Annotated in this window: 21 protein-coding genes; 10 read left to right on the forward strand and 11 right to left on the reverse strand. The window is 53.2% G+C overall.

The window, feature by feature from the left end; genetic code table 11:
• Positions 1-504: 504 nt before the first annotated feature.
• The 3 genes from ACYVIY_RS28170 to ACYVIY_RS28180 are packed head-to-tail and all read right to left on the reverse strand — an operon-like array spanning position 505 to position 6392.
• On the reverse strand, positions 505-1644 hold the full coding sequence (locus ACYVIY_RS28170) for an efflux RND transporter periplasmic adaptor subunit (protein ID WP_460980001.1): 1140 nt from the start codon (positions 1642-1644) through the stop codon (positions 505-507).
• Positions 1645-1694: 50 nt separating this feature from the next.
• Entirely contained in the window at positions 1695-4958 is a 3264-nt protein-coding gene (locus ACYVIY_RS28175) for an efflux RND transporter permease subunit (protein WP_460980002.1), read from the reverse strand.
• Positions 4959-4982: 24 nt separating this feature from the next.
• Entirely contained in the window at positions 4983-6392 is a 1410-nt protein-coding gene (locus ACYVIY_RS28180) for a TolC family protein (protein ID WP_460980003.1), read from the reverse strand.
• Between the two features lie 249 nt (positions 6393-6641).
• On the opposite strand from ACYVIY_RS28180, the gene ACYVIY_RS28185 reads away from it, so the two are divergent.
• A complete protein-coding gene (locus ACYVIY_RS28185; RefSeq protein ID WP_460980005.1) occupies positions 6642-7229 on the forward strand; it encodes a hypothetical protein in 588 nt (195 codons plus the stop codon).
• A 6-nt stretch (positions 7230-7235) separates the two neighbouring features.
• Here ACYVIY_RS28185 and ACYVIY_RS28190 read toward each other — a convergent pair whose 3' ends face one another.
• Positions 7236-8705, reverse strand: a complete 1470-nt coding sequence (locus ACYVIY_RS28190; protein ID WP_460980006.1) for a glycosyltransferase family protein — start codon at positions 8703-8705, stop codon at positions 7236-7238.
• A gap of 273 nt (positions 8706-8978) precedes the next feature.
• Here ACYVIY_RS28190 and ACYVIY_RS28195 point away from each other — a divergent pair, with 273 nt between their 5' ends.
• The 3 genes from ACYVIY_RS28195 to ACYVIY_RS28205 all read left to right on the forward strand — a co-directional run bounded on the left by ACYVIY_RS28195 (position 8979) and on the right by ACYVIY_RS28205 (position 10600).
• Positions 8979-9431 (forward strand): GNAT family N-acetyltransferase, encoded by a 453-nt coding sequence (locus ACYVIY_RS28195; protein ID WP_460980007.1) that lies wholly within the window; start codon positions 8979-8981, stop codon positions 9429-9431.
• A gap of 23 nt (positions 9432-9454) precedes the next feature.
• On the forward strand, positions 9455-10201 hold the full coding sequence (locus tag ACYVIY_RS28200) for an SDR family oxidoreductase (RefSeq protein ID WP_460980008.1): 747 nt from the start codon (positions 9455-9457) through the stop codon (positions 10199-10201).
• 90 nt (positions 10202-10291) lie between these two features.
• On the forward strand, positions 10292-10600 hold the full coding sequence (locus ACYVIY_RS28205) for a hypothetical protein (protein ID WP_460980009.1): 309 nt from the start codon (positions 10292-10294) through the stop codon (positions 10598-10600).
• Between the two features lie 13 nt (positions 10601-10613).
• Here the strand turns inward: ACYVIY_RS28205 and ACYVIY_RS28210 are convergent, their stop codons facing one another.
• Positions 10614-11207, reverse strand: coding sequence for a Crp/Fnr family transcriptional regulator (locus tag ACYVIY_RS28210; protein ID WP_460980010.1), 594 nt, complete (start codon positions 11205-11207; stop codon positions 10614-10616).
• A gap of 191 nt (positions 11208-11398) precedes the next feature.
• Here ACYVIY_RS28210 and ACYVIY_RS28215 point away from each other — a divergent pair, with 191 nt between their 5' ends.
• From ACYVIY_RS28215 to ACYVIY_RS28230, 4 genes are all read left to right on the forward strand, one after another.
• Positions 11399-11815: an OsmC family protein gene (locus ACYVIY_RS28215; RefSeq protein WP_460980011.1), complete on the forward strand. Its 417-nt coding sequence runs from the start codon at positions 11399-11401 to the stop codon at positions 11813-11815.
• 167 nt (positions 11816-11982) lie between these two features.
• Positions 11983-12936 (forward strand): N-acetylmuramoyl-L-alanine amidase family protein, encoded by a 954-nt coding sequence (locus ACYVIY_RS28220; protein WP_460980012.1) that lies wholly within the window; start codon positions 11983-11985, stop codon positions 12934-12936.
• A 79-nt stretch (positions 12937-13015) separates the two neighbouring features.
• Entirely contained in the window at positions 13016-13693 is a 678-nt protein-coding gene (locus ACYVIY_RS28225) for a response regulator transcription factor (protein WP_460980013.1), read from the forward strand.
• Positions 13690-14979 carry a sensor histidine kinase gene (locus ACYVIY_RS28230; protein ID WP_460980014.1) on the forward strand — a complete coding sequence of 430 codons (1290 nt, stop codon included), beginning with the start codon at positions 13690-13692 and terminating at the stop codon, positions 14977-14979. Before ACYVIY_RS28225 ends, ACYVIY_RS28230 begins: the two co-directional genes overlap by 4 nt.
• 199 nt (positions 14980-15178) lie before the next feature.
• Here ACYVIY_RS28230 and ACYVIY_RS28235 read toward each other — a convergent pair whose 3' ends face one another.
• Positions 15179-17410, reverse strand: coding sequence for a TonB-dependent receptor family protein (locus ACYVIY_RS28235; RefSeq protein ID WP_460980015.1), 2232 nt, complete (start codon positions 17408-17410; stop codon positions 15179-15181).
• A 156-nt stretch (positions 17411-17566) separates the two neighbouring features.
• Positions 17567-18130: a hypothetical protein gene (locus ACYVIY_RS28240; protein WP_460980016.1), complete on the reverse strand. Its 564-nt coding sequence runs from the start codon at positions 18128-18130 to the stop codon at positions 17567-17569.
• Between the two features lie 163 nt (positions 18131-18293).
• Between ACYVIY_RS28240 and ACYVIY_RS28245 the strand changes: the two genes are divergently transcribed.
• Complete coding sequence (locus tag ACYVIY_RS28245; RefSeq protein ID WP_460980017.1) at positions 18294-18776, forward strand: hypothetical protein; 483 nt, start codon at positions 18294-18296, stop codon at positions 18774-18776.
• A 6-nt stretch (positions 18777-18782) separates the two neighbouring features.
• On the opposite strand, the gene ACYVIY_RS28250 is transcribed toward ACYVIY_RS28245, so the two are convergent.
• Positions 18783-20447 carry a S8 family serine peptidase gene (locus ACYVIY_RS28250; RefSeq protein ID WP_460980018.1) on the reverse strand — a complete coding sequence of 555 codons (1665 nt, stop codon included), beginning with the start codon at positions 20445-20447 and terminating at the stop codon, positions 18783-18785.
• On the reverse strand, positions 20401-21096 hold the full coding sequence (locus tag ACYVIY_RS28255; RefSeq protein ID WP_460980019.1) for a hypothetical protein: 696 nt from the start codon (positions 21094-21096) through the stop codon (positions 20401-20403). The genes ACYVIY_RS28250 and ACYVIY_RS28255 overlap by 47 nt, the downstream gene beginning before the upstream one ends.
• Before the next feature lie 127 nt (positions 21097-21223).
• On the opposite strand from ACYVIY_RS28255, the gene ACYVIY_RS28260 reads away from it, so the two are divergent.
• Positions 21224-21604 (forward strand): glyoxalase, encoded by a 381-nt coding sequence (locus ACYVIY_RS28260; RefSeq protein WP_460980021.1) that lies wholly within the window; start codon positions 21224-21226, stop codon positions 21602-21604.
• A gap of 8 nt (positions 21605-21612) precedes the next feature.
• Here ACYVIY_RS28260 and ACYVIY_RS28265 read toward each other — a convergent pair whose 3' ends face one another.
• Both ACYVIY_RS28265 and ACYVIY_RS28270 read right to left on the reverse strand, forming a co-directional pair.
• Positions 21613-22116, reverse strand: coding sequence for a hypothetical protein (locus ACYVIY_RS28265; protein WP_460980023.1), 504 nt, complete (start codon positions 22114-22116; stop codon positions 21613-21615).
• Positions 22117-22183: 67 nt separating this feature from the next.
• Positions 22184-23245, reverse strand: a complete 1062-nt coding sequence (locus ACYVIY_RS28270; RefSeq protein ID WP_460980024.1) for a hypothetical protein — start codon at positions 23243-23245, stop codon at positions 22184-22186.
• Between the last annotated feature and the right edge of the window lie 4 nt (positions 23246-23249).

Below are 23249 nucleotides of genomic sequence, written 5' to 3' on the forward strand. Positions count from 1 at the left end.
CTAATTTTTAGTTGAGATACTGTAAATGGATAGTAGGACTATAAGCATGAACTAATAAATTCACTTCAAAAATGTAAACTTATTTTAGGACGCTACATTTTCTTGAGATGACTACGTAATGAGACGAAACACGCGAACTACTTAAGATTTCAAAGAAGTGATTAGTACTATAGGCGTAACTAGACTAGTGGATTAACGTGAATCATGGATGTTAGCTACTGTAAATCAAAAAGATAACTAGGAGCTCTTGTCGTCCCGACGCAAGGAGGGATCTTCGGGAGAGGCTGATATTTACTCCAGCGACAGAAGATCCCTCCTTGCGTCGGGATGGCAAAAGTCGTTCATTTGAGGTCAGAGGATAATCCATAATTCACGTTACATTAACAGTATTTTGCTGACGCGTAGCCCCGCCATTTTATCTGTAATTTCAAGAAGGTCAGTTTCCTTATTCCAACCCGACATTTCGATTGGAATAAGGAAAGTCATAAAAGGAACGTGTACGTGTTATTTGCGGCTGGTCACCACCGCCTGTCCGTCGCGAATTTCTTCGGAGGCTGTCCGCACAATGGCTATGCCGGGTTGCAGATCGCCGAATACTTCAACCAGGGTATCGACAACGTTCCCTTTTTGCACGGGTACCCACTGCGCCCGATTGTCGCGAACGCGGATTACAAACATCTTCTCGCTCGAACTGACGACCGAGGTCGTAGGCACAAACAGCGTTTTGGCCGAACGCTCAACGGGTAAGGTTACTTCGGCGTACATCCCCGCTTTCAACTCATGGCCCGCATTATTCACATCGAACTCGGCCATCATGGCTCGATTCGCTTCGATCAGGCTCTCGGCTGAGCGAGCCAGTTGGGCGTTGAAACGACGCTCCGGAATGGCGTTGACCGTAAAGGAAACCGCGCTTTTGGCGGGTAGCTGGTTGGCAAAGCTCTCCGGAATCGCCACCGTCAGGCGTAGCGTTCGGCTGTCTTCGAGTACAAACAGCGGTTTGCCGCTATCGCCTGCGCCGACCAGCGCGCCAGGACTGATGTTCCGCTCAATCACGACACCATCGAAGGGGGCGGTGATGGTGAGGTATTGCCGCAGTTCAGTTTTGGCCTGGTAGTTCGACCGGGCGGCCTGTACGGTTCCCCGCGCTACGGCCACCATCGCGCTATCGGCCTGCATCCGCGCGTGCGCCTGGTCGAGTTCATTAAGCGAAACAGCCCCTTCCATCTTAGCGGTTTGCACGAGTCGCTGGTACGTTAGCCGACTGGCACGGGCGCGGGTTGTTTGCTCAACCAGCGTTGCTTCCTGCGCCTGCATCTGGGCCTGCGCCTGGCTCAGTTCAGCGATTACTTCGGGTGCTTCGAGCCTGGCCAATACTTGCCCTTTGCGAACAGATGTGCCGCGATCCACCGCGATGTCGCGGACGTAACCCTTCACTTTGGCGTAGATGTTTACCCGGTTCCAGGGCTTCAACTCGCCGGGCAGAGTCACCCGTTTGCTGGGTTGCATCGACTGAACCGTGGTCACCGCGACCGACTGCACTTCGGGTTCTTTCTTGGCTGGTTTATCGTCGCTCACGGCCGACGAGCAGGACGCCAGCCCAACAGCAAGGGATGCAGGGCCGAGCAGTTTCAGATATGATTTCATAGAAAATTCAAAGAGTGAAAGAGTGCCACAATAGATTAGGGAAGTGTGAGTTATGGGTGGCCGACTAGTTCAGCTTGCACATCAGGGGTCTCCTTTTTAAAGAACTTGCTTTCCGGATCTTCGGGGTCTAGGGATACGGATTGCAGGGCGGCTTTGGTCTGGAACTGTGTAAATACACACGGCAGAATCAACAGGGCCGCCAGGGTAGAGGCAATCAATCCGCCAATTACGGCCTGGCCAAGTGGGGCAATCTGGTCTCCACCTTCTCCCATTCCGGACGCCATTGGCACCATCCCGGCAATCATGGCAATACTGGTCATCAGAATCGGGCGAATCCGGCTATTGGCCGCCATAACCACCGCCCGGCGCGTATCGCCTAGTTCCAAGCGTAGGTTCTCGGCATTGGTCACCATGAGAATGGCGTTCGCCACCGATACGCCGACCGACATAATCAGCCCCATGTACGATTGCAGATTGAGCGTAGCGCCACAGGCCAGCAGCATCAGCAATGCACCCGCTACCACCGCCGGAATCGCGGCCAAAATCACCAGCGACAGTTTGAAGGATTGGTAGTTAGCCGCCAGTAGCAGGAAGATGATCACAATGGCCACCATCAGACCCGTTTGTAAGCTGCTCAGTGTATCGGTGAGCAGGTTCGTCTGCCCGCCCATTTCCACGAGTACACCACGGGGAGGCTCACCGGCTTCTTTAATGGCCTGTTCCACCGCTTTGCGCGCGGAGCCGAGGTCTTTCTTTTGCAGATTGGCGGTGATCGTTACTAGCCGGTTTGGGCCGGCCCGGTCGTATTCACCGGGGGCTTTGCCCTCCGAAAACGTAGCCACGTCCGATAGTAACGGGCGCGTTTCACCACTTTTGAGTGGAATGTTGCCAATGTCGTTGGCGCTGCTCATCTGGTATTCCGGGATCTGCACCTGCACCTGATACGCCAGGCCTTTCGACTCATCGAGCCAAAGGTTTTTGTCCGTGAACCGACTCGACGACGTAGCGGCTACCAGGGAACGAGCTACCTGAGTAGACGTAACACCGAGTTGCCCGGCCCGTTCACGGTTCATCGTTACGTTGAGAACGGGATACGCCAGCGGTTGGGCGATCTGCACATCGCGCAGGAAATCGATCTTCGTCATCTGGTCCCGAATCTTATTTGCAAATTGCCCGGCTTCGGCTAAATTTTTGGCGGCCACCGTTACCTCAATAGGGGTTGAGGCTCCCTGGCTCATGATTTTTTCGGTCAGCTCAATGGGCTCGAACGAGATGCTGGCAGTCGGTAAGGCTTTAGCAATACGTGTCCGCAGCTCTTCTTTCAGGTCATCCATTTTTACCGGATGTTCTTCGTTCAGCGACACCTGCAACACAGCCTCATGCGGGCCGCTGTTGAACACGAATATGTTGGACGTACCGTAGCTGGACGGTACTGTGCCGACATAGGCCGATGAGATTTCTACATTCTCGGCCCCTACGGACTCCTTGATGATATCCAGCACTTTAAGCGTCGCTAGTTCGGTACGTTCCACCCGTGTGCCGTCGGGGATACGTAGCCGCATCTGGAACTGATGGCTATTGCCATGCGGGAGAATGTCCGTGCCGATGAACATAAAGCACAGCACAATGATCGCCAGGGTACCCACAAGATAACCACCCACAACCAGGCCGCGACGGTTCAGCACCTTTTCGAGCGCTGCCGAGTAACGTTGTTTAAACTTCTCAAATCCTTTTGCGTTTTCGGCCGGATGAGCGGCTTCATCCTCGATTATGTGCCGCTCCCGGCTGTCAAGGGCTAGCGTCGGTGCTTCGTGTTCCGCCCTTTCGTGGGCCGGGTGGCTTTTCAGCAGCCAGTTCGCCAACACCGGCACAAACGTCTGCGAGAGCAGGAACGACGCGATCATGGCAAAGCCCACGGACAACGACAGCGGCAGGAACATCGAACGGGGTACCCCACTCATCACAAAAGCTGGGGCGAATACGGCCAGAATGGCCAGTAGAATCAGAAATTCCGGGAAGACAATCTCTTTACAGGCATCCCAGATCGCTATGGGTTTCGGTTTGCCCATTTCCAGGTGCTGGTGAATGTTTTCGATGGATACCGTCGCCTGGTCGACCAGAATCCCGATTGCCAGCGCCAGCCCCGACAAGGTCATGATGTTGATGGTTTGCCCGAACAGATTGAGCAAAATCACCGCCGACAGAATCGAGATCGGGATGGTCAACACCACAATGATTACACTACGCCAGTCGCGCAGGAAGAGCAAGACCATCAAACCGGTCAGTACGGCACCCAGAATTCCTTCCGTCACCAGGCTTTTCAGCGAGTTGGTTACGTAAACGGACTGGTCGAACTCGTATGAGATCTTTACGTCCTCCGGCACGGCATTTTGCAGCTCCGGCATCGCCTTGCGAATGTTGTTCACGACGTCCAGCGTCGACGCGTCCGACTTCTTGACGACGGGGATATATACCGCCCGGCGACCGTTGACGAGGGCATAACTCACCGTTACGTCGGCGGCATCTTCTACCGTGCCGATGTCACGCACGAAGACCGTCGGTCCGGAACCCACGCGGATGGGTATGTTCAGAAAATCTTCCGGCTTCTTCACCAGCGAGTTCACCGGCGTCATCAGCGTCTTATCGCCAATCCGAATGTTTCCGGCGGGGGAGGGCTGGTTGTTCGTAACAATCGCTTTAATAACTTCCTCGGGCGTGAGCTGGTAGCTGCGCACGAGTTGCGGATTGACGCGAACAACGATCGTGCGCTGGTTACCGCCGAAGGGTGGAGGGCTGGATACGCCTTCGATACGAGAGAACATTGGCCGCACCCGCGACGAAGCGTAATCCTGGATTTCGTTCAGCGAACGGGTCGGGCTTTCGAATACCAACTGCCCAACCGGCACTGAACTGGCATCGAATCGAACGACCTGGGGCGGCACCGTACCTTCGGGCATATACGCCTTCGCCCGCGATACGTTGTTGGCGACTTCGGCGGCTGCCTGTGCCATATCAGTGCCCGGATAGAATTGCAGCTTGATGAGCGACAATCCCTGAATAGTTTTCACGTCAATATCGCGAATGCCCGATACGTACAGAAAGTGGTCCTGGTAGCGCGTAGCGATAAAACCGTCCATCTGATCGGGAGCCATCCCACCATAAGGCTGTACTACGTAGATCGTTGGTAAGTCGAGGTTCGGGAAAATATCGACCGGAATTGTGAACAGCGACATCACCGAAAAAAACAGGATAGCCACTACGCCAACGACAACCGAAATGGGTTTTCGTAAGGCAGAACGAATAATTTGTTGCATGACAAATAAGGAGTCAGGTTGTCATTACTTTATCTGATTCAGGAATAAAGACAAGTCGCCTTCAGCGGCCGCTTTTAGCAGCAGATACCGCCAGACGTTGCTGGTCGCTACGTAGCCGTCTACTTCGGCGCGGTTGAGTGTCACCACGCTTTGTAGCAGGGTCGGCAGGTCGGTCAGGCCATTCTGATAGCGCGTTCGAGCCTGGTTATAGGCCTGCCGGGCTGCTCGTAGCTGAACCGGAGCCTGCCGGGCCTGTTCCAGTGCGACCTGATACTGGGTTTCGGCTTCCTGATATTGCCGGGTGATTTGCAGGCGTTGCGTGTTAAACAACTGCCGCGACCGCTCGACCAGAAACTGATCGGCGTGGTAATCATGACGAGCGCGTAGCAGGTTTGTCAGATTCCAGCGGGCTACTATACCAACGAGGTAGTTGCCTACCTGATAGCCGAAGCCGCTAAGTTGATTGTTCAGGAACATATCCCCCTGATTGGAAAAACCCGATCCCCGAGCATTACCTACACCCACCAGCGAAATGATGGGCATGCCCGATCGCTGCGTCGCCAGGCTGCGAGCCGCCGACAGGGTAATCTGCGATTGGAATAACCGTAATGTTGGGTTATTGGGCGACAGCGAATCGGCCCGAACGTCGCCGTTGGGTAGCGAGGTGTAAAAACCCAGGCTATCAACCTGTATGTTGTTCTGAAGCTGACCCGCCAACTCCGACAGACGCAGGCGCTGAACCTGCTCCCGCTGCTGACTTTCGAGCAGCAGTAGCCGGGCCCGAACCGCTTCGGCCGTAGCCAGCGCACTATCGACGCCCGCCCGCATGCCGGATCGGACGCCCGAGTCAACCACGCGCTTGAAGGTTTCGGCCCGTTCCAGGTTGCTCTGCTGAATCTGAACCAATTTCTGGTTGATGAGCAAAAGCAGGTACGCATCAATCGTGCGAACCTGATGCTGAAACAGCTCATTCTCGTAGTCGACCTGACTACGCTGGAGTTCGGCTTTGGCTATGCCAACGTTGGCTTTTACCCGTCCGAACGTAATGGCCCGCCACTCGATGGAGGCACTGGTAAAGCTGCCGAAACTGGCCTGTGAAACCGCCACGGGTCTCACACCGCCCGAAGTTGAAATATTGATCGCTTCGTTCGGGAAAAACGAGCCGTTCAGGCTATTGCTGGTAGCGTAGTTGTACTGATCCTGCACCTGCACAATAGGCAGTAACTCGGTCTGGCTGGCCTGTAGCCGCCGTTGGGCGCTGCTGATTTCGGCCTGCTTGGCGCGCAGAAAGGGGTACTGCCGAATGCTCTGCTCTACTACCTGATTTAGCGTCAGAGTCTGCGCTGATGCTTCCGTCAGCAAGCCGAGTCCCAGGGCCAGCAAACCAGCGGCCGGTTGCCAGCGTACTCGGTGTACGTATCGTAAGTGCTTCATCCATACAACGTATCCGGACTTGATCTGACTCACGGATACGGCTGCAAAACACTACGTCAATTCTGGAAACATTTGGGAAAAATGTACGCTAGCCGAATAATCTAGGTTTTAATGGGCCGTCAGGTTGGGTAAACGAACAGGATAAACCATTGACGGCTTTGTTTTGGCCACTGGTAAAAGTAAGGTTGACAATAATTGGCCAAATGGGCAGGTTTATATAAGTAAGCTATTCTAAATCAATCTTATATCATGAATCGACTATCGACCCGGCTCATCAAGTCTCTGGATTGGACAGTGTATACCATCGCCTTTTTCAGGAATCATTTTCTGGTCATTTTCGGCCTTGGATTTATCGCTGCTGTTGGCCGGGCGATCCAGCTTAACGCATTCGGACCGATCAGTTCCGAATTGAACATCGGTTTGGAAATAATCGTCGAGTCGGCCCGCATCCTCCTTTTCGTTTATGCATTAGGGTTGACCAATATCAGGGCAGGAATTGCCCGTTTGGTTCGGTTTGTGACCAACCGACAACGCCGTAAGCAGAGCTGGCGTTTAAGCCTGCAAACCATGCGCAAAAACTGGCTGGCGATATTGGTCAATCTCTGCGTGTTCTCGGTCCTTGCTTTCCTGATGAATGCGTTTATTGATCACATTGCGTACGAGACCTGTTTGTACATCACGCTTAAGGCGCGTCAGCTTATCTCCGCTCAGGCTTCTGAATGGGTATTGATTCTGTTCTTCAAAAATCTGTCTGTAATTCCGTTCACCCTACTCTTTAATGCGGTGTTCTGTCTTTGGCTGGTCAATCGATTACCCAAACCAGTAGCCTACAGCTAACACAGGTTACTCTTCTTTTCGGTACAGCACCCAGATTTCGTTGATGGTGTTTATGTTCTGTTTTTGAAGAAATTCATTGAGCTTCCACAACGTAGTGGACGAATATAACTGGGGTTTGAAACCCAGACTATCGAGCAGCGGCAGCTTATCTTTCGCGTCGTTATACGTAGTAGCGAGCCAGGCCTTTTTCAGATAGCGGGCCGAGTCAGCTTCGTGAAATTTAGTGAGCTTGATATTCGGCGCGTTCCGGCGATAGAACGTTAACGGGAGTCCGCTTTCGGTTTCGAAGGGCGTCCGTTTCAGGCAGTAAACCGTCGACGAGGTATCCCTGAACGTGTTCGTCACCTTGCGCGAAAACTCAATGGATTGCGAATACGGATTCAGGGCTAAAAAAGCCAGCGCCAGTACGTTGAGGCCCACGCTAAAGTAAACCACTCCGTTTAACAGACTGCGAATCCGGGCGATTGCCTGTTGATAATACCGGAGGAAAGACGGCAAGCCCCAGCCGGCTAGAATTGGTAGGACGTTCACGATCGGAAACAGGAACCGCTCTTCTTTATGACCAACCAGGCAGTGACCGACAATAAAGACTAATACGGCCAATACCAGCGGCTGGCGATACTCTTTAATGGCTCCTTTTACAGCGTAGTAGAAGAGAAAAATACTGAGCGGGGGGGCACCAATAACCAGCGCGAGCATAAAGACGTAGTTCAGGAAGCTCGATGTGCCAAATTCCGCGGCTTTGCCTTCGGTGATGTTGACCCGGTAATATTCATACGGGGTAAAAACGAATTGGTGATAGAAAAGATAATCTAAGAAAATATTAAGGCCTATTCCCAATCCAAAACCGATGGCCATCGGTAGCAGGCGGGTGTATTTTTTCTCGATCAATAGCATCCATAGCCCAAAACCAACCAGCCCAAACGCGATCTGGAACCGGAAATAAAAGGCAAGGCTGAACAGAAAGCCTGTCAACAGGACGGCCCAAAACGTTTCTTTCCTTAGCTCGTACAGAAAAATGCCGCCGAAAAACACGATAGATGAAGCCAGCTCGGAACTGAACAAGGTACGGACGTAGGGTAGCGACCAGGATACGTTCAACAAGAGCAGGACCAGATACAGCCGCTTTCTGTCAGACTTAAAATAATACAGAGCGAGTGCGTTAAACAGGGTAAAACTGAACAGGCCGGTCAGGATACGTACTATCGTCAACTGCGTGTAGGCATCATATACGTAACAAAAGTGGCAAAGCTTAATAAATCCTGAGAACAGATACACTTGCAGCGTCGGCCGGATGTGGCTGTTCAGTTCCCAGACGCTGGTGGCACCACTGGGCTCGCCCAACTGCCAGGACGAGAACTCGATGAGTTGAAAATGCTGGTCGGGGTGAAGATAACCGACCTGAGTAATGCAGAAAAGAAGTTGAACAAGTAACGAAAACAGAAACAGGTATCGCAATCGCGGACTTATTGCCATCGGTGTGAGCTTGGGTGAGACGTAAGGCAGTGCATGGCAAAAGTAGCTAATTCAGGACGGTTCCCGGCTTTCCTCCGCTTAAGGGCCTGCCACAATGTTTGCTGGCCGAACGGGCTATTCATGCCACAGGGCTTGATTGTAAGTAGATTAAGTGCCTTCTTTAACGTTTCGAGCGAGCGGCTTTCGGTAGAAACGGTTTATTTGATTACTTCATACGTAAGGCCGCCAGTTCGCTAATTAGCTGTTACGTAATTACTTTACTGGCCAATCTGTATGGTTAAACTTATACGTACTACGCCGGACGATAATCGGTTCACGACCTTGATTCAGGAATTAAATGCGGACTTACGGAATCGGTATGGTCAACAGCAGGCGCAATTCGATCCGCACAACATCGTCCCGGCTGATGCCCAGGTTGTGCTGGCGCTCGATGGCGAAACGCCGGTTGGCTGCGGCTGCTATAAAGTGCTGGATGAAGTCGGACGCGTCGAAATAAAGCGCATGTATGTGCGACCCGAAAGCCGGAGGCTGGGCGTTGCCCGGCTTATGCTTACCGAGTTGGAAACCTGGGCCGCCGAAAACGGATATTTGTTCGCCCGGCTGGAACTGGCCGATAAACAACCCGAAGCCATCGCCCTGTATCAACGGCTGGGCTACCAGCGTATCGCCAACTACGGCCCGTACGTTACGATCGCCGAAAGCATCTGTATGGAGAAATCCCTTTGACGAAATGACTTTCACCAACATATATGACCAAAACGATACTGATCACCGGCGCCAGTCGTGGCATTGGCGCAGCTACGTCGTTGCTGGCCGCCCAAAAAGGCTATCAGGTTGCCGTAAACTACCTGCACAATGAAGCAGCCGCCCTACGTATTGTCGATACCATCAATCAACAGGGTGGTAAAGCCGCTGCGTTTGCCGCCGACGTCGCCGTAGAAACCGAAGTCGTTACGTTGTTTGAAGCTGTTGAGCAGGAATTCGGTCTGTTGCAGGCGCTGGTCAACAATGTCGGGGTGCTCGAAACGCAGATGCGTGTGGAGGCCATGAGCGCCGACCGGCTGCTGCGGATACTGACAACCAACGTAGTGAGCTGCTTTCTGTGCTCCCGGGAAGCCATTAAACGCATGTCGACCAGACACGGTGGTACGGGCGGAGCTATTGTGAATGTCTCTTCCATTGCTGCCCGAACCGGCTCGCCGGGCGAGTATGTCGACTATGCCGCTTCCAAAGGCGCAATGGACGCCTTCACGCTGGGTCTTTCCAAAGAGGTAGCCGACGAGGGCATCCGGGTCAACGCCGTTCGGCCGGGCTTTATCTACACCGATATTCACGCCAGCGGTGGCGAACCGGGCCGGGTCGACCGAATCAAAGAAACCGTACCGATGAAACGCGGTGGGTATCCCGACGAAGTGGCCCAGGCCATTCTCTGGCTGCTCTCCGACGAAGCTTCGTTCTCGACGGGCACCTTCATCGACATAACCGGTGGTCGGTGATCGGTTCGGGCAGACACTCTGTATGTTCTGAAATAGACGATCAAAATGGCTCAAAAACGGTTAACTACAGACACGAACCGGTTTTAACTGATGACCATTGAGCTATATGCGGCCCCGGCGACTGCCGCGGAAGGTGCTGTTGATTCCCCAATTTCGAATGTAGTCGGCACACTGCCTGAGCAGGAGCCTGACTTCAACCAGAGCGATCTGCTGGGCAGCTTCGATTCCAAAGAAGAAGCGATCGCCTTTGCCCGGCAGCAACTGGAAGCTGACCAGCAGGTGGTTACAGACTGCCAGGTCGTACCGTTCAACGTATATACGCACGTCGAATGGCTGACCCTCACAACAGCAGATGCCGGGTCTAAAAACTATTACCTCGTTACGGACGAAGGGTATTGATCGGCCCTATTCGTTACCGATGCGCTACCTGGGCTCTGATGCGGCTCAACGATGGCCCTTTTATACCCAGGTAGGACGCGATATGACCCAGCGAAACACGATTCAGTATATCGGGCGACCGCTCCAGCAGATCCACGTATCGTTCTTCGGCGGTTTGTGTCAGTAAACTTTCTGACCGCGTCTGGTTGAAAAGAAAATACTGTTCGGCTAATAGGCGACCGAACCGTTCCCAGCCGTGCGATTGTTCGTACAACTGCTGTAGCCGGTCGTGCTCGATCACCAGCAGTTCGGCATCTTCCAGGGCTTCGATCAGGTACGGGCAGGTGGTACGTGTCAATAAACTTTTTAAAGATGTCAGAAAGGTATGTTCGGTAATAAAATACAGGTTGTGTTCCCGTTCCGTTCGAGGATCTACGTAATACACCCGAAAGATTCCGCTCAGGATAAAACCAACGTGCCGACAGACGGAATTGCTGAAGTTGAACAGGTCGTGTTTAGGAATGGCCCGGGTCTGCCAGAATTCATCGGCTACCTGAAGGTCGTTGTCTGACAGTTGGGCAAACTGCTTCAACTGGTGGTGTAAGATCAGATGGGCGGGCGAACTCATACGCTAAATTGACTCGATAAAAGGGCGACTTGAAACAGGGAACGTTCAGCAGGCGGGTTGATGGTCAGTATCCTATTACATAAAATACCGGTTAAACAGTATACAAACGCTTTTTAACATAGGTGAAAACCAGAAAGCGATGCTCAGCCTATCTTTGACCCGTTCTTAAAAACAAATCTAAAATAAACGTCATGAAAATTACACGCACTGCCTCGGCCCATTGGGCTGGAACCGGTAAAGATGGTAAAGGAACGGTATCGACCGCCAGCACGGTCCTCAACGAAACGCAATACTCCTTTAACACCCGCTTTGCCGATGGCGTTGGAACAAACCCCGAAGAGCTGGTAGCGGCTGCCCACGCGGGTTGTTTTGCCATGCAATTGGCGTTCAATATTCAGCAGGCCGGTTTTGCCGCCGATACGCTGGACGTTAAATGTGCCATTACGCTGGAAGACAGCGGTATTACCAGTTCTAAACTGACGCTCAATGCCAGCGTACCGGGCCTCGATAAAGCGAAGTTTGACGAACTGGTTGATCATGCGGAACACAACTGTCCCATCTCGAAGCTGTTCAACACGACCATCAGCGTGGAGGCTACGTTAGCGTAACGTAGATGCACTCCTGCAAGGACGAGCCAATCGGTGTTTGCTGCATCGGCTGGCTCGTTTGCTTTAGCGAATGGAGCATAAGCTTAGGCATCGGCTTGATGGCTTTTGCATTCACCCGTACTTTTGCGGGCTGTTAACGTTCGTTTTTTGTACCAAAAGGCCAGCCTTTGCAAACGCTTCTTTTTTCGTTTATCTGCCTGATTCTGTATGCAAATACAGCCCGTGCACTCGTGGAAACTGGTTCGCTGCCGAATCGACCTCTCCATTTTTCCCGCCCTTCATCGCTAAAATCTGCGGTCAAGACCCCCGATAAACGGCGCAAGAAAGGTAAGAAACCGGTAAAGGCGTCAGCCCGAAAGGCAGCGGCAAAGCGGACGAATAAAGCAGAGAAAAAAAGTCGACCCGCAAAAGCTGGTGCGGCCGTAGCCCGGTCATCCCGCAAAGCGCTGAGCGGTACCGTTTTTTACCTTGCATCGGGGCATGGTGGTCCCGATCCTGGAGCACTTGGGCGGTATGGACGCCACATCTTGCCCGAAGACGAATACGCGTATGACGTAACGATCCGACTGGCTGAACTCCTGAAACAGCAGGGAGCGAGCGTCTACATGATTGTGCAGGATCGGAACGACGGTATCCGGAACGAGGCCGTACTGAAGTTAGACCGTGACGAGGTCGCTTACCCCCGACAGCCCATTCCGCTTGATCAGAACGCCCGCCTGAAACAGACAACTACAGCGGTTAATCAGCTCAACGCCCGCCATAAAGCGGCTTATCGTCGGTTCGTGACGATTCACGTCGATAGCCGGACAAAAGGGGAGAAGATCGACGTTTTCTTCTACCACCACAGTGGCAGTAAAGTAGGCAAACGACTGGCAAAACACATTCACCAGCGGTTTAAATCGAACTACAAACGTTTCCGGCCCGATCGGCCCTACTCGGGGAACGTCAAAACCCGCAACTCGCTGTACGTGGTCAAAAACAGCCACCCGCCCACGGTTTTTATCGAGTTGGGCAACATCCAGAATAGTCTGGATCAACGCCGGTTTCTGATCGCATCGAACCGACAGGCGCTGGCTAACTGGCTCATGCAGGGTATTATTGACGATTACCGGTCTCGTTAAGCGCCTGATAACTCAGGGGTAAACCTCCCAAATATTTCCAAGATTAGGCGCTACTTTCGTGTTCATTTGACCGTACGTTATGAAGATATTGGTCGTAGAAGATGAACTCGGACTGGCCGAAAGCATTACTGAATACCTGAGTAAAGAAGGGTACGTCTGCGAAACCGCCCTAACCTTTCGGGAAGCCGACGAGCGCATTTACCTGTACACGTATGACTGCGTGATTGTCGATCTGACCTTGCCCGATGGCGACGGGCTGCACCTGATTCAGAATCTGAAACAACTGATCGCGACCACGGGGGTCATCATTATTTCAGCTCGCAACGCCCTGGAAGATAAGCTGAAAGGTTTGGAGATTGGCTCTGACGACTACCTCACGAAACCGTTTCATCTCTCGGAGCTAAACGCGCGGGTGAAGTCGCTGTTACGTCGTCGGCAGTTCGGTGGCCATACCGAGATTAACTTTCGCGAAATCACCGTGGCCCCCCACGCCCGCAAGGTTTTCGTAAACGGCGAACTGACCACGCTCTCGCGGAAGGAATACGACCTGCTGCTTTATTTTCTGTCGAATGTAGACGTAGCGTTAACGAAAGCGTCTATTGCTGAGCACCTGTGGGGCGACAACATCGACTCGGCCGATTCGTTCGATATGGTGTATTCGCACATCAAAAACCTGCGCCGGAAGCTGATCGAAAAAGGAGCGGCCGATTACGTGCAATCAATTTATGGCATCGGGTATAAATTCGGTCCGCTTTGAAACTGCTCAATAAAACCAATCGAATCTATCTGGCCTTCTCGCTGGTCGTTTACGTGCTGACGGCAATGGCCTTTTATCAGATCAGTCGATTGCTGATCTACGACGAGGTGGAAACCCGCCTGCGCATCGAAAAGCGCGATTTTGAAGCCTACGTACGGGTCCATAATACGTGGTCGAGCAGTCCGTATTTCGTTGAAAATAAGATAGAGGTGGTACCGGTGGGCAAGCGGGCTTCGACGGGAGAGACCTTTACCGATACGCTTATTCGCAATCGCTACGACGACAATGTAATTCCGTTTCGGCAACTGACGTTTTACGTACCTATCCAGGGCACGATGCACCGGGTCGCCATTCGTAAGTCGCTGATTCAGACGTATCGGCTGATTGAGGTAATTACCATTACCATGATTTTCTTTCTGGGTCTGCTGCTGCTGGGCACGTTCTGGTTCCAGAGCCGCCTGTCGGGACGTATCTGGCAACCTTTCTACGGTACGCTGACCCGCATCAAAGGGTTCGACCTGCGCGAGAGCAGACCGTTGCAGCTGGAAAACTCGGAAATCACCGAGTTCAGCGAGTTGAACGAAGTGCTGCAAAAGATGGCCGATAAAATGCAGCAGGATTACCGGAGCCTGAAAGAGTTCACCGAAAATGCTTCCCACGAAATGCAGACGCCCCTGGCCTTAATCAACGCCAAAGTCGAGCAACTCATTCAGTCTGAGCAGTTAAGTACGGCGCAAATGCACTGGATTGATGGGATCTACCAAGCGTCGCGCCGGATGGCCCGCCTGAACCAGGGGTTGTTGTTACTGGCCAAAATCGAGAATCGCCAGTTTGTCGACACGCAACGGGTTGATCTGCGGGCAGAGTTGATTCAGCGACTGGCCGATATGGATGAGGTCCTGCTCCATAAGCAGATTACTGTTACGGTCATGCCCGGAGAAGCGTTTCTGGTCCAGTTACCGCCGTTCCTGGCGGAGAGCCTGCTGACGAATCTGGTTAGTAACGCGATTCGTCATAATCGGCCGGAGGGGGCCATTAAACTTGAGTCGTCGGCCGATCAGCTACGGCTGAGCAACACCGGCCCCGAACTCGCCACCGACCCGATGAATCTGTTCCAGCGATTCCGGAAAGAAGCGAACGGGAATGAGTCGGTTGGCTTAGGGCTGGCCATTGTCAAACAGATTTGTGATACGTATCAACTGGCTGTTTCGTATCACTACGCCGATGGCTGGCATACGTTGTCATTAACAACCGGATCAATAAAATCTCCCGTACAACCTGGCTAAGTCTGCCAGATTATACGGGAGATTTATACTAAAGCAGATACTGGGACTTTCTCTGCCCTTTTCTCAAACGCTACCTCTTGTACCCCTCCCAACCTCCCCTCGAAGGGGAGGAGCAGAACTTGCCGGCCAAAACTCCTCTCCTTCGAGGAGAGGTTGGGTGAGGTAATTAAGCGTAATAGAAATCAATTTTTAACATTGATCAGATGGTTAACCCAACCGTTAGCACGGCACTACGTCCGTCGGAAGGCCATACGCCGGGACCGGGGTAAAACGTGGGCCGTTTGGTGAAGTATTGCTCGTTGAGCAGGTTGTTAATACTGCCGCGCAGGGTCAGGCCACGCCGGATGCGCCAGGTGCCATTCAAATCCCACAAGCCGTACGCAGGCACCGGACCGACCGCCCCGTTCGCTGAGGGAACCGGCGTATTCAGAGCATCGGAGAACGTTTGCGCTACGTAGCTGTATTGCAGCGTCAGGCTCGCCGTTCGGTAGCGGGCCGTCAGGCCATTGCGGGTGGTCCAGCGCGGAGCCGACTCGACCTGATTCCCTGTTACCGTTCGGTTTTCGGAGCCGGCCGAGACGCGACCGTTCAGGTAGCGGGCATCGTTGAAGGCCGTCGATGTAAAGCCGCTGAGCAGAAACTGCTGCGTACGAACGAGTTGTCCTTCTATAAGCGCTTCCACACCCCGGCTTCGGGTATCTCCGATATTGGTTCGGAAGATGTAATTGCTGCCATCCGCATTACTCAGCAGCAACGTACCTAACCGGTTTCTGTACAGCAGATCGAAGGCCGTAATGTTCAGGTGCAACGTTGCCCAGTGCGCATCCAGGCCAATTTCGGCGTTATAGCCAAACGCATCTTTTAGGTTTTTGTCGATCCGCTCGTACAGGGAAGTCGGGATGATGTCCTTGAAAACCACCGGGCGGTACGCCTGCGACCAGCCCCCGTAGATTTTTACGGCATCGTTGAGTCGGTACTGGGCGTTAATCCCCAACAAGGCAAACTGATGGCTGATGTCTGTGGGTAAATTCAGCGGATCGTAATAGCTGATGGTGCCGCGCATTTCGGTTTTTCCGCTTTCGATACGTATCCCCGGCGCAATCATCAGGCGATTTGTCAGATTGAACTGGTTTTCGGCGAAAACCGCCAGATTTTTGGTTCGAAAGTGCAAATCCCGTTTAAAGGGGTCAGTCAGTGTAAGGTCAAAATCACTGGCGGTGGTGCCTACGCCCAACTGACGCCGATGCAAATCCGTACTCATCAACTGCACGCCCCCGGCCAGATTGGACCGTACAGAGCCCAACTGGTACGTATGCAGCATACGCAGTTCGGTCGTGTAGCTGTTGAAGTTGTCGATGTCGACTTGCCGGGGCCGGTACTGGCCGGTTATCCGGCTGATGGTATCGGGTACCGTGGCTAAAGCATCTAGCTGAACGCTGTTGCGGGCACCGAGCACCGCCGACGTCGTCCACAACAGCCGGGTGCGGTCGGAAAGCTGCCAGTTCAATTTAAACGACGGAACGTAGATGTCGGGGTTGAAGTAGTTACGGCTGCGCGTCGATTGGCGCGGATTCTGCGCAAACAAGGCATCCGTCAACGGCCCCGGAATCTGGTAGGTATACGTAGAGCGGCCCAGTTCGGCGGTGAGACCCAGACGGGGTGTGGCCTGGTAGTGCAGCGTACCGAATTGCGCTTCGGCGTTCGAGCGGCTATTCTGGCGGTATCCTTCTGAGTGGCGCCGGTAATAATACGCGTAGTACGTCCATTTACCGACTCGTCCGCCGATTGCATTGTAGCTGCTCAAAAGCCCGTAGGAGCCAATGGAGTTGACCGTCTCGAAACCAAACCGGCGGGTCGTGTCGGCTCGTTTTGTTACGTAGTTGAGCATGCCGCCGAACTGAGCCCCGTATTGCAGCGAAGCCGTTCCGCGGACCAGCTCAATCCGGTCGATACTTTCCATTGGGGGCGAGTAATGACTGGCGGGATACCCGTACATATCGGAGTTCGTGATCACGCCATTCTGCCGGATGTTATTTTCCCAGGAACGGTGCGGATCGAGTCCGCGGGTGGCAATGTTGATCTGGTTGCCCGTGCCATCCATGTCATAGACAAACACGCCGGGAATACGGGCAAACACCTGACGGGGTGTTTTCTCCGCTACGTTCGCGTCGATGTTCGACAACGGAATGACTTCGCTCCGTTTACCGCCCATCAGGTACGTGCCATGAACGGTGGGGAGTGATTCAACAACGGTTGCCCGCTCGCCTTTCACCGTAACGGGGGCCAACAGCCGGGCCCGGAGCGAATCGGTGGCCGGGTTGCTTTGCCCGCTGGCAATTGTCGGAATCAACGTAATGAACAAGCCCGCTGACCAGCCGCAGAGCCGTCGGCCAATGGGATACACTATATAAACAAGACTTATTTTTTTCATTCCAAAATCGAAATAACTGCCAATGAATCTGAACGTTACGCGTTGAACGTAGGGAATGCATCCATACCGGAAAGCATAGATAAAAGACAGGCCCGCACACAGCTCAACTGACCTGAGCAGACAGACGTATCAACTACCCAAAAAAGGATGGGACGATTACCCCGCGCAGTTTGATTGCAGTTGCGATTGAGGAGGGGGGGAGGGAACCTGCTGGGTGAAAGCAAGCGAAACAACTGGTCGCTCCGGAATGCAAACCGTTTCGTGCCAGATTGAGAAGGCAAACCGAAAGACGAGCTGCGGATTAGGTGAATACTCTTTCTGGAGGAGTTTCAGAAATTGAAGCGCCTTGTGCTGGGTGTCCGTAGCGCCTGACAGGTGATCGTTGAGAAACGACAGCAGATCGCTTTGCCAGAACGCATGACTTTTCATCTCTAAACCGGCAATGTGAACCGTATCGCCCCGCACCTCAAAATTCACGACGCTGTAAAAGCGGCCGTGGTACGCGAATCCGTCGTTCGGGCTGTCAATCAGCGTGTAGGTTTGACCAGTAGCCTTCAGGGGGAGTTTGAATTCAACCAGACTGTCTACCGTCCGGTACACCAGCAAGCGTTCGGAAAGGTCGATTTCAGCCTGCCACCACGAGCTGAGACATACCAGAACGTGAAGTAACGCATGGTACAGAATCAGCGAGAATAGGCCAACTGAAACGACTTTTTTCATTTAGAATTTGTATAAATAAGCCCAAAGGTAGGACTTTTGCTGATACAATACAGCCTAAACAGGGGAAATACGTACAGAAAACGCACTGGCATCAAAGTTGCCGGGGGCTAAACTGATTCAAGACATCAAGTTTTACTCCGTCCCATACTCCTCTTCAAAAACCATGCGTAAATTATTTTTGATCGCTGGGCTGTACGTAGTTACGTTTCCCGTTTTTGCCCAACAGGTTAAATTGGCCGATCTGCTGCACTACCTGCAATCGCCGGTCGATGAGTTCGAATTGCGGATGCTGCAAAAAGGCTTCGTGTGTTATCAGAACAAAGGAAACGTATGGGGATGGACGTGTTTGTTTGCTTACCAGCCTATTCCGCTGTTTACCCCGCCCGATCGGGCCTTAGCAATTATTCAATACGACCGGAATAACGGGTCCGACATTATCGTCTATCAGGTACAGTCGAGCGAGCAGTACAGGCAGTTGCGAAACGACTTGCTTCGATCAGGGTACCGAACGGAGCCGTCGCCCAGTGATCGCTGCGTATTCAGTCGAAAGAATATCGTGATTACCTGTCAGCAGACGAATCAATACACGGGCATATCGGGGAATTATACCGGCCATAGCGTTACGTTGGTCCGCCGTCGTTCGTAAAAAGCGCTATTGCTTAATAACCTTCAGGCTGCGCTTTTTGTCGCCCGCCACCAGCGTCATGATATACATACCCGCCGACAGATTCAGGTTGGGCAACACGAAGGCTGCCAGGCTTGACGACGTTAACCGATTTTGCCAGATGATCCGTCCAGCCAGGTCGGTTAACATAGCATCCAGCGGGACATTTGGCGCGACCTCACCCCATTGTACAGAAAGCGGCTGGGCGTCGCTGAACGGATTCGGAAAAACCAGCAGTTGATTGTACGAATCGGCCAGCACCGATGCCCGCTCGAAATGAGGAATGCCGTAGCCCAACTGATCGTCGGGGGCACCATACTGACTGCCCGACCGGCGTAAACTTTCGATTACCTGCGCGGCAGTCAGGCGCGGGTGCGCCTGCCAGAATCCCGCGGCCAGACCTGCCACCAAGGGTGTCGCAAATGAGGTCCCATTGCCCATCTGGATCTGACCATTGGGGAGACCAATACTTGTTCCCTGTCCACGAGCGGCTACATCCGGTTTTACGCGCCCATCGGCCGAAGGGCCGAATGAACTGAATGATGCGCGCTGGCCGGTTTGCGTTACGGCCCCAATCGCCAGCACGGACGCTGCATCGGACGGGGCTGACAGATATCGCCAGGCATTATTGCCATCATTGCCAGCCGCTACCACAACCACCATACCGGTTTCGGCGGCAATCTGGGCCGCGCGGGTCGAGAGGGCTGTTTTGCCATCCATCTGCTGATACGTATAGCTGGATGCGGGGTCGTCGAACTGGGTGTAGCCCAGCGACGAACTGAGCACATCGACTCCCGCGCTGTCGGCGTATTCGGCCCCGAATAGCCAGTTGGCTTCTTCAACGCGGCTCTCGCTGGCAGCATCTTCGGTACGTAACAGCACAAACGAGGCTTTGTAGGCCGTGCCATACAGTTGATTGTCGGCGGTGGCGGCAATGACCGATAAGCAGGATAAGCCGTGCGAATCGTCTTCGTATACACTGGTTTCTTTTCGGACGAAATCGTACGTAGCAACTACGCGTTTTTCGTCGAAAAGGGGTTTTAAGAACCCGGCCTGGTTCGCATTCAGAAAACCGGAATCCAGAACGCCGATCAGAATACCTTCCCCGTGGTAACCGCGCTGGTGCATAACGTCGGCCCCGATCTGGGTCACCTGTGCCTGTGAGGTGCCATAGGTCAACGGTTCCACGTCGCCGAATTTTGTGTATACGCGCTCGGTACTGCCAACCCGCGCTCCCTGGCGGGCATTCGATAACGTTCGGCCGAATTCCAACCCCTTCACAAAGGGAAGCCCCTGAACGGCGGTGAGGGTCGCGTCGGTGGCTTCGATCAGAACGGCGTTGAGCCAGCGCGACGTAAACCAGATTTTAGCACCCGCCTGGCTGAGCTGCGTTACGTAAGCGGGATTAACGGGCAGGTCGCGTTCCAGAATCGCGATGTTTTGTTTCTGCCGTCTTTGAATCGACCGCTGCGACAGAAACTGCTCGGGTCGGCTAACACTGTAGGGTGTGTTGGCTTTGTCGCGCAGGAGTACCAGATACTTGCGCGAAGGCTGGCCGTACGTACTGAACTGAACAAGGGCCAGGAAGACGAACAACCAGCTTTTTTTAATCCCGCCCGTAGGCGTTGATGCGGTAAACTTGTCGAATCCCATAATCAATCTGGTAAGTACCAATGCAAGCGGGTGTTGACGAACAGAACTGGAGTTGGGTGCGCTCTTTATAGATCAGACCTACGGTTTTGGCGTACACCGCCAGCCGTTTATCCTGCGAAACCAATGTTGAATCGTTCTGTTCAAGTACAGTCGCTGTTTGGTCAAATTGTTTATCGGAAACGCGGTAAGGCTGGTTGCTATTGCGAATGATGTAATCATCCGGTTCACGGGTCGTATGTCGATTCCCGTTCCAGCTGAGCTGGTCACTTACCGGAAACACGAGCTTAACCAAATCCTGACCATTTTCGGTACGTATCGCTTCGTTATTGACCAAACGGGCCGACCAGATCGAATCAGCCTGCCAGGGCTCTGATGCCGACGAACGGCGGTAGCGCGTCAGTTGAAAGGCCGTCTGGCCGGTCACATCCGAATAGGCCGGGCCGGTCACTTCTTTAAGCTGGTAAGATCGCTGGATGGGAGCGGAGTTTAAGGCGTAGTACTGTTCCTGAACATCATAAACAACGTATCGACCGGCGTCGAGCGGGAAATACTCAAACCCCGGTGAGCGGGCTGGGGAAGTCGGTTCACAACCCGTCAGCAGAACAAGAAAGGCAACCGAAGTACAGAGCGTGTAAAGCCGACGGGACATAAACGGGGCATAAAGAACCGTCGAAGATAAGCGGTTGTGCGTTAGAAACGTAACAAAAGAAAGGCCTGGCTTGTCTTGACTCGTACGGTGCCAGTAACGTACCGATCAGCTAAAAACACGAGTCGAAATGACGGATCGAACTATGCCTTTGCGGCCCACGATAGAAACCGAGTCCACCGCCGTAAGCCCGGCCGAACAGTTTCAGAATCAAACGCTACGTCCCATCCTGAAGCTGTTGGATAGCAGCCTCCAGACGATGTGGCTGCATCACGTACCGAAGCGAAAAACGCCGTACGAGCGATTTAACCAAAAAGAGAAGCTGGCTCACATTGAGCAGGCCGTGCGGCAGGATACTAAGCTGCGCTTAACCTTGATTGGGATGGTGCTGGGGCAGTTCACCGCCGACGAATGGCAGGAATTTATAGCGGAGGAAGCCGAACTGACGCGTCGCCTGATTGCCTTACTTATTCAGCGACTGCAAAGCCATGTTGTTTCGGGCCATGCCTGACCGGGCGGCTAAAAAATGCGTTTCCAGGCGAAGCGTATGACGAGCAGGAGAATAACAAAGCCAATTACTACGTACACAAACGGAATATAGGTGATGGCTATAATGCGCGTCCGATCTACAATCCACAGCAGCCCCATCAGGGCGGCAATCAGGAGTAGTGAATTTGATAGTTTGCCGAAACCGGGAATGTACTCGAAGGGAAGTTTGCGCCGGATGAGCAGCAACGTAACGACCATGGTCAAGATAGGAAATACCTGCGCGGCCAGGTTCGCGTCCCAGATGCTTTGTCGCTCGAACAGAAACAGATACGTATTTAACGTAAGGGCGAAGATGCCCGGAATACAGGCCAGATACGCTAAAACGGCGTAGACGTACCGCCATTTCCAGATCTCTTCCGCCGTTTCGCCCGACCACAAATTCACCAGAAACGCAGCGGTTGGTATCGCCGATAACAGCAGAAATAGCAGGGCGGGCTGGCTCGAAATAGCCTCAAAAACGTCGCGGAGGGTCATGGGAGAGGAGAAAGAGTGAATGAGCGAATGACCGGGCCGCTGGCCCGGTCATTCGCTCATTCACTCTTTATTTTAACGTCAGCAGATAACCGATGGTAAAGTTGGCGTCCCAGTCGAAGACGAACTGGTCGCAGCCGGTAGCCTCGGCGATGGCTTTGTAAACGGTCAGCCCCGCTTTCGATTTCGCATTTTCGAGCTTGTAGGCCGATGGAGCGTTCAGTACGGTATAGCGTTCTTTTCCGTTGCGAACCTCTTTGGCCAGTTCAAAGGGTACACCACCGATGATGAAACAGGTTTTGCGGTGATTCGACGGCACCTGCTTGGCTTTAGCCGTTACCTCCGAAATAACCGTTTCGTCGCTCGTGCCATTCTGGTAATATTTAGCCCCGTAAGTTTCCAGCGCTTTGGTCGAGCCGCCTTCTTTCCACGAGATCTTTGTGTTGCCCGAACCAATGTCGACCACAAATGAATTGTCGGCATAGTCGGCGGGCAGCACCGAACGTAGCGCCAGCGAACCTTCCTGCTCGGCCGTAACGGTGTTCACAAAATAATTCAGCGATTTCAGGGCTTTGATGATCTTCTGCGTGCCTTCGGCCTTTACCGCTCCCGAACTCACCACGAAGTGAATATCGCGACCGCTGACCCCGAAATCGAGCATTTTGCCAATGTAGCTCTTCAACCCGGACCGGACGTCTTCATCGGTGGCCATGTTTTCCAGCACCAGGCTATTGCCAAATTCCGCTTTTTCGAGTTTCCAGTTTTTCTGATCGTCGATCCGGATGATGAACGAGTTGAAGCCGCTGGCTCCTAACTCGACAACTCCTTTCAGCTTGCCGTTCTGCGGAGCGGGGGGCGTGTAGGTAAATGAACGCCGGGCACCACCGCTGGTTGCTTCGTCAGACGAACCCGATTTGCTGTCGGAGGCTGTCGACTCGTCCACGGCACCTTCGGCCGTTTCGTCGTCGGCGCGGGGCATCGTTTGCGATTCGCTGTACTCGGTTTCCTTGTCGTTCTTGGGCGCTAGTTTACGGAGCGCGTCGTTGCCGCCGAAATACCGGAATCCGAAAAAAATAGCGGCCAGAATGAGTGCCGTGATGAGCAGCCTACCGGCTACGGTTAGTCGTTGCATCGTT

The sequence above is a fragment of the Spirosoma knui genome, assembly GCF_054780635.1.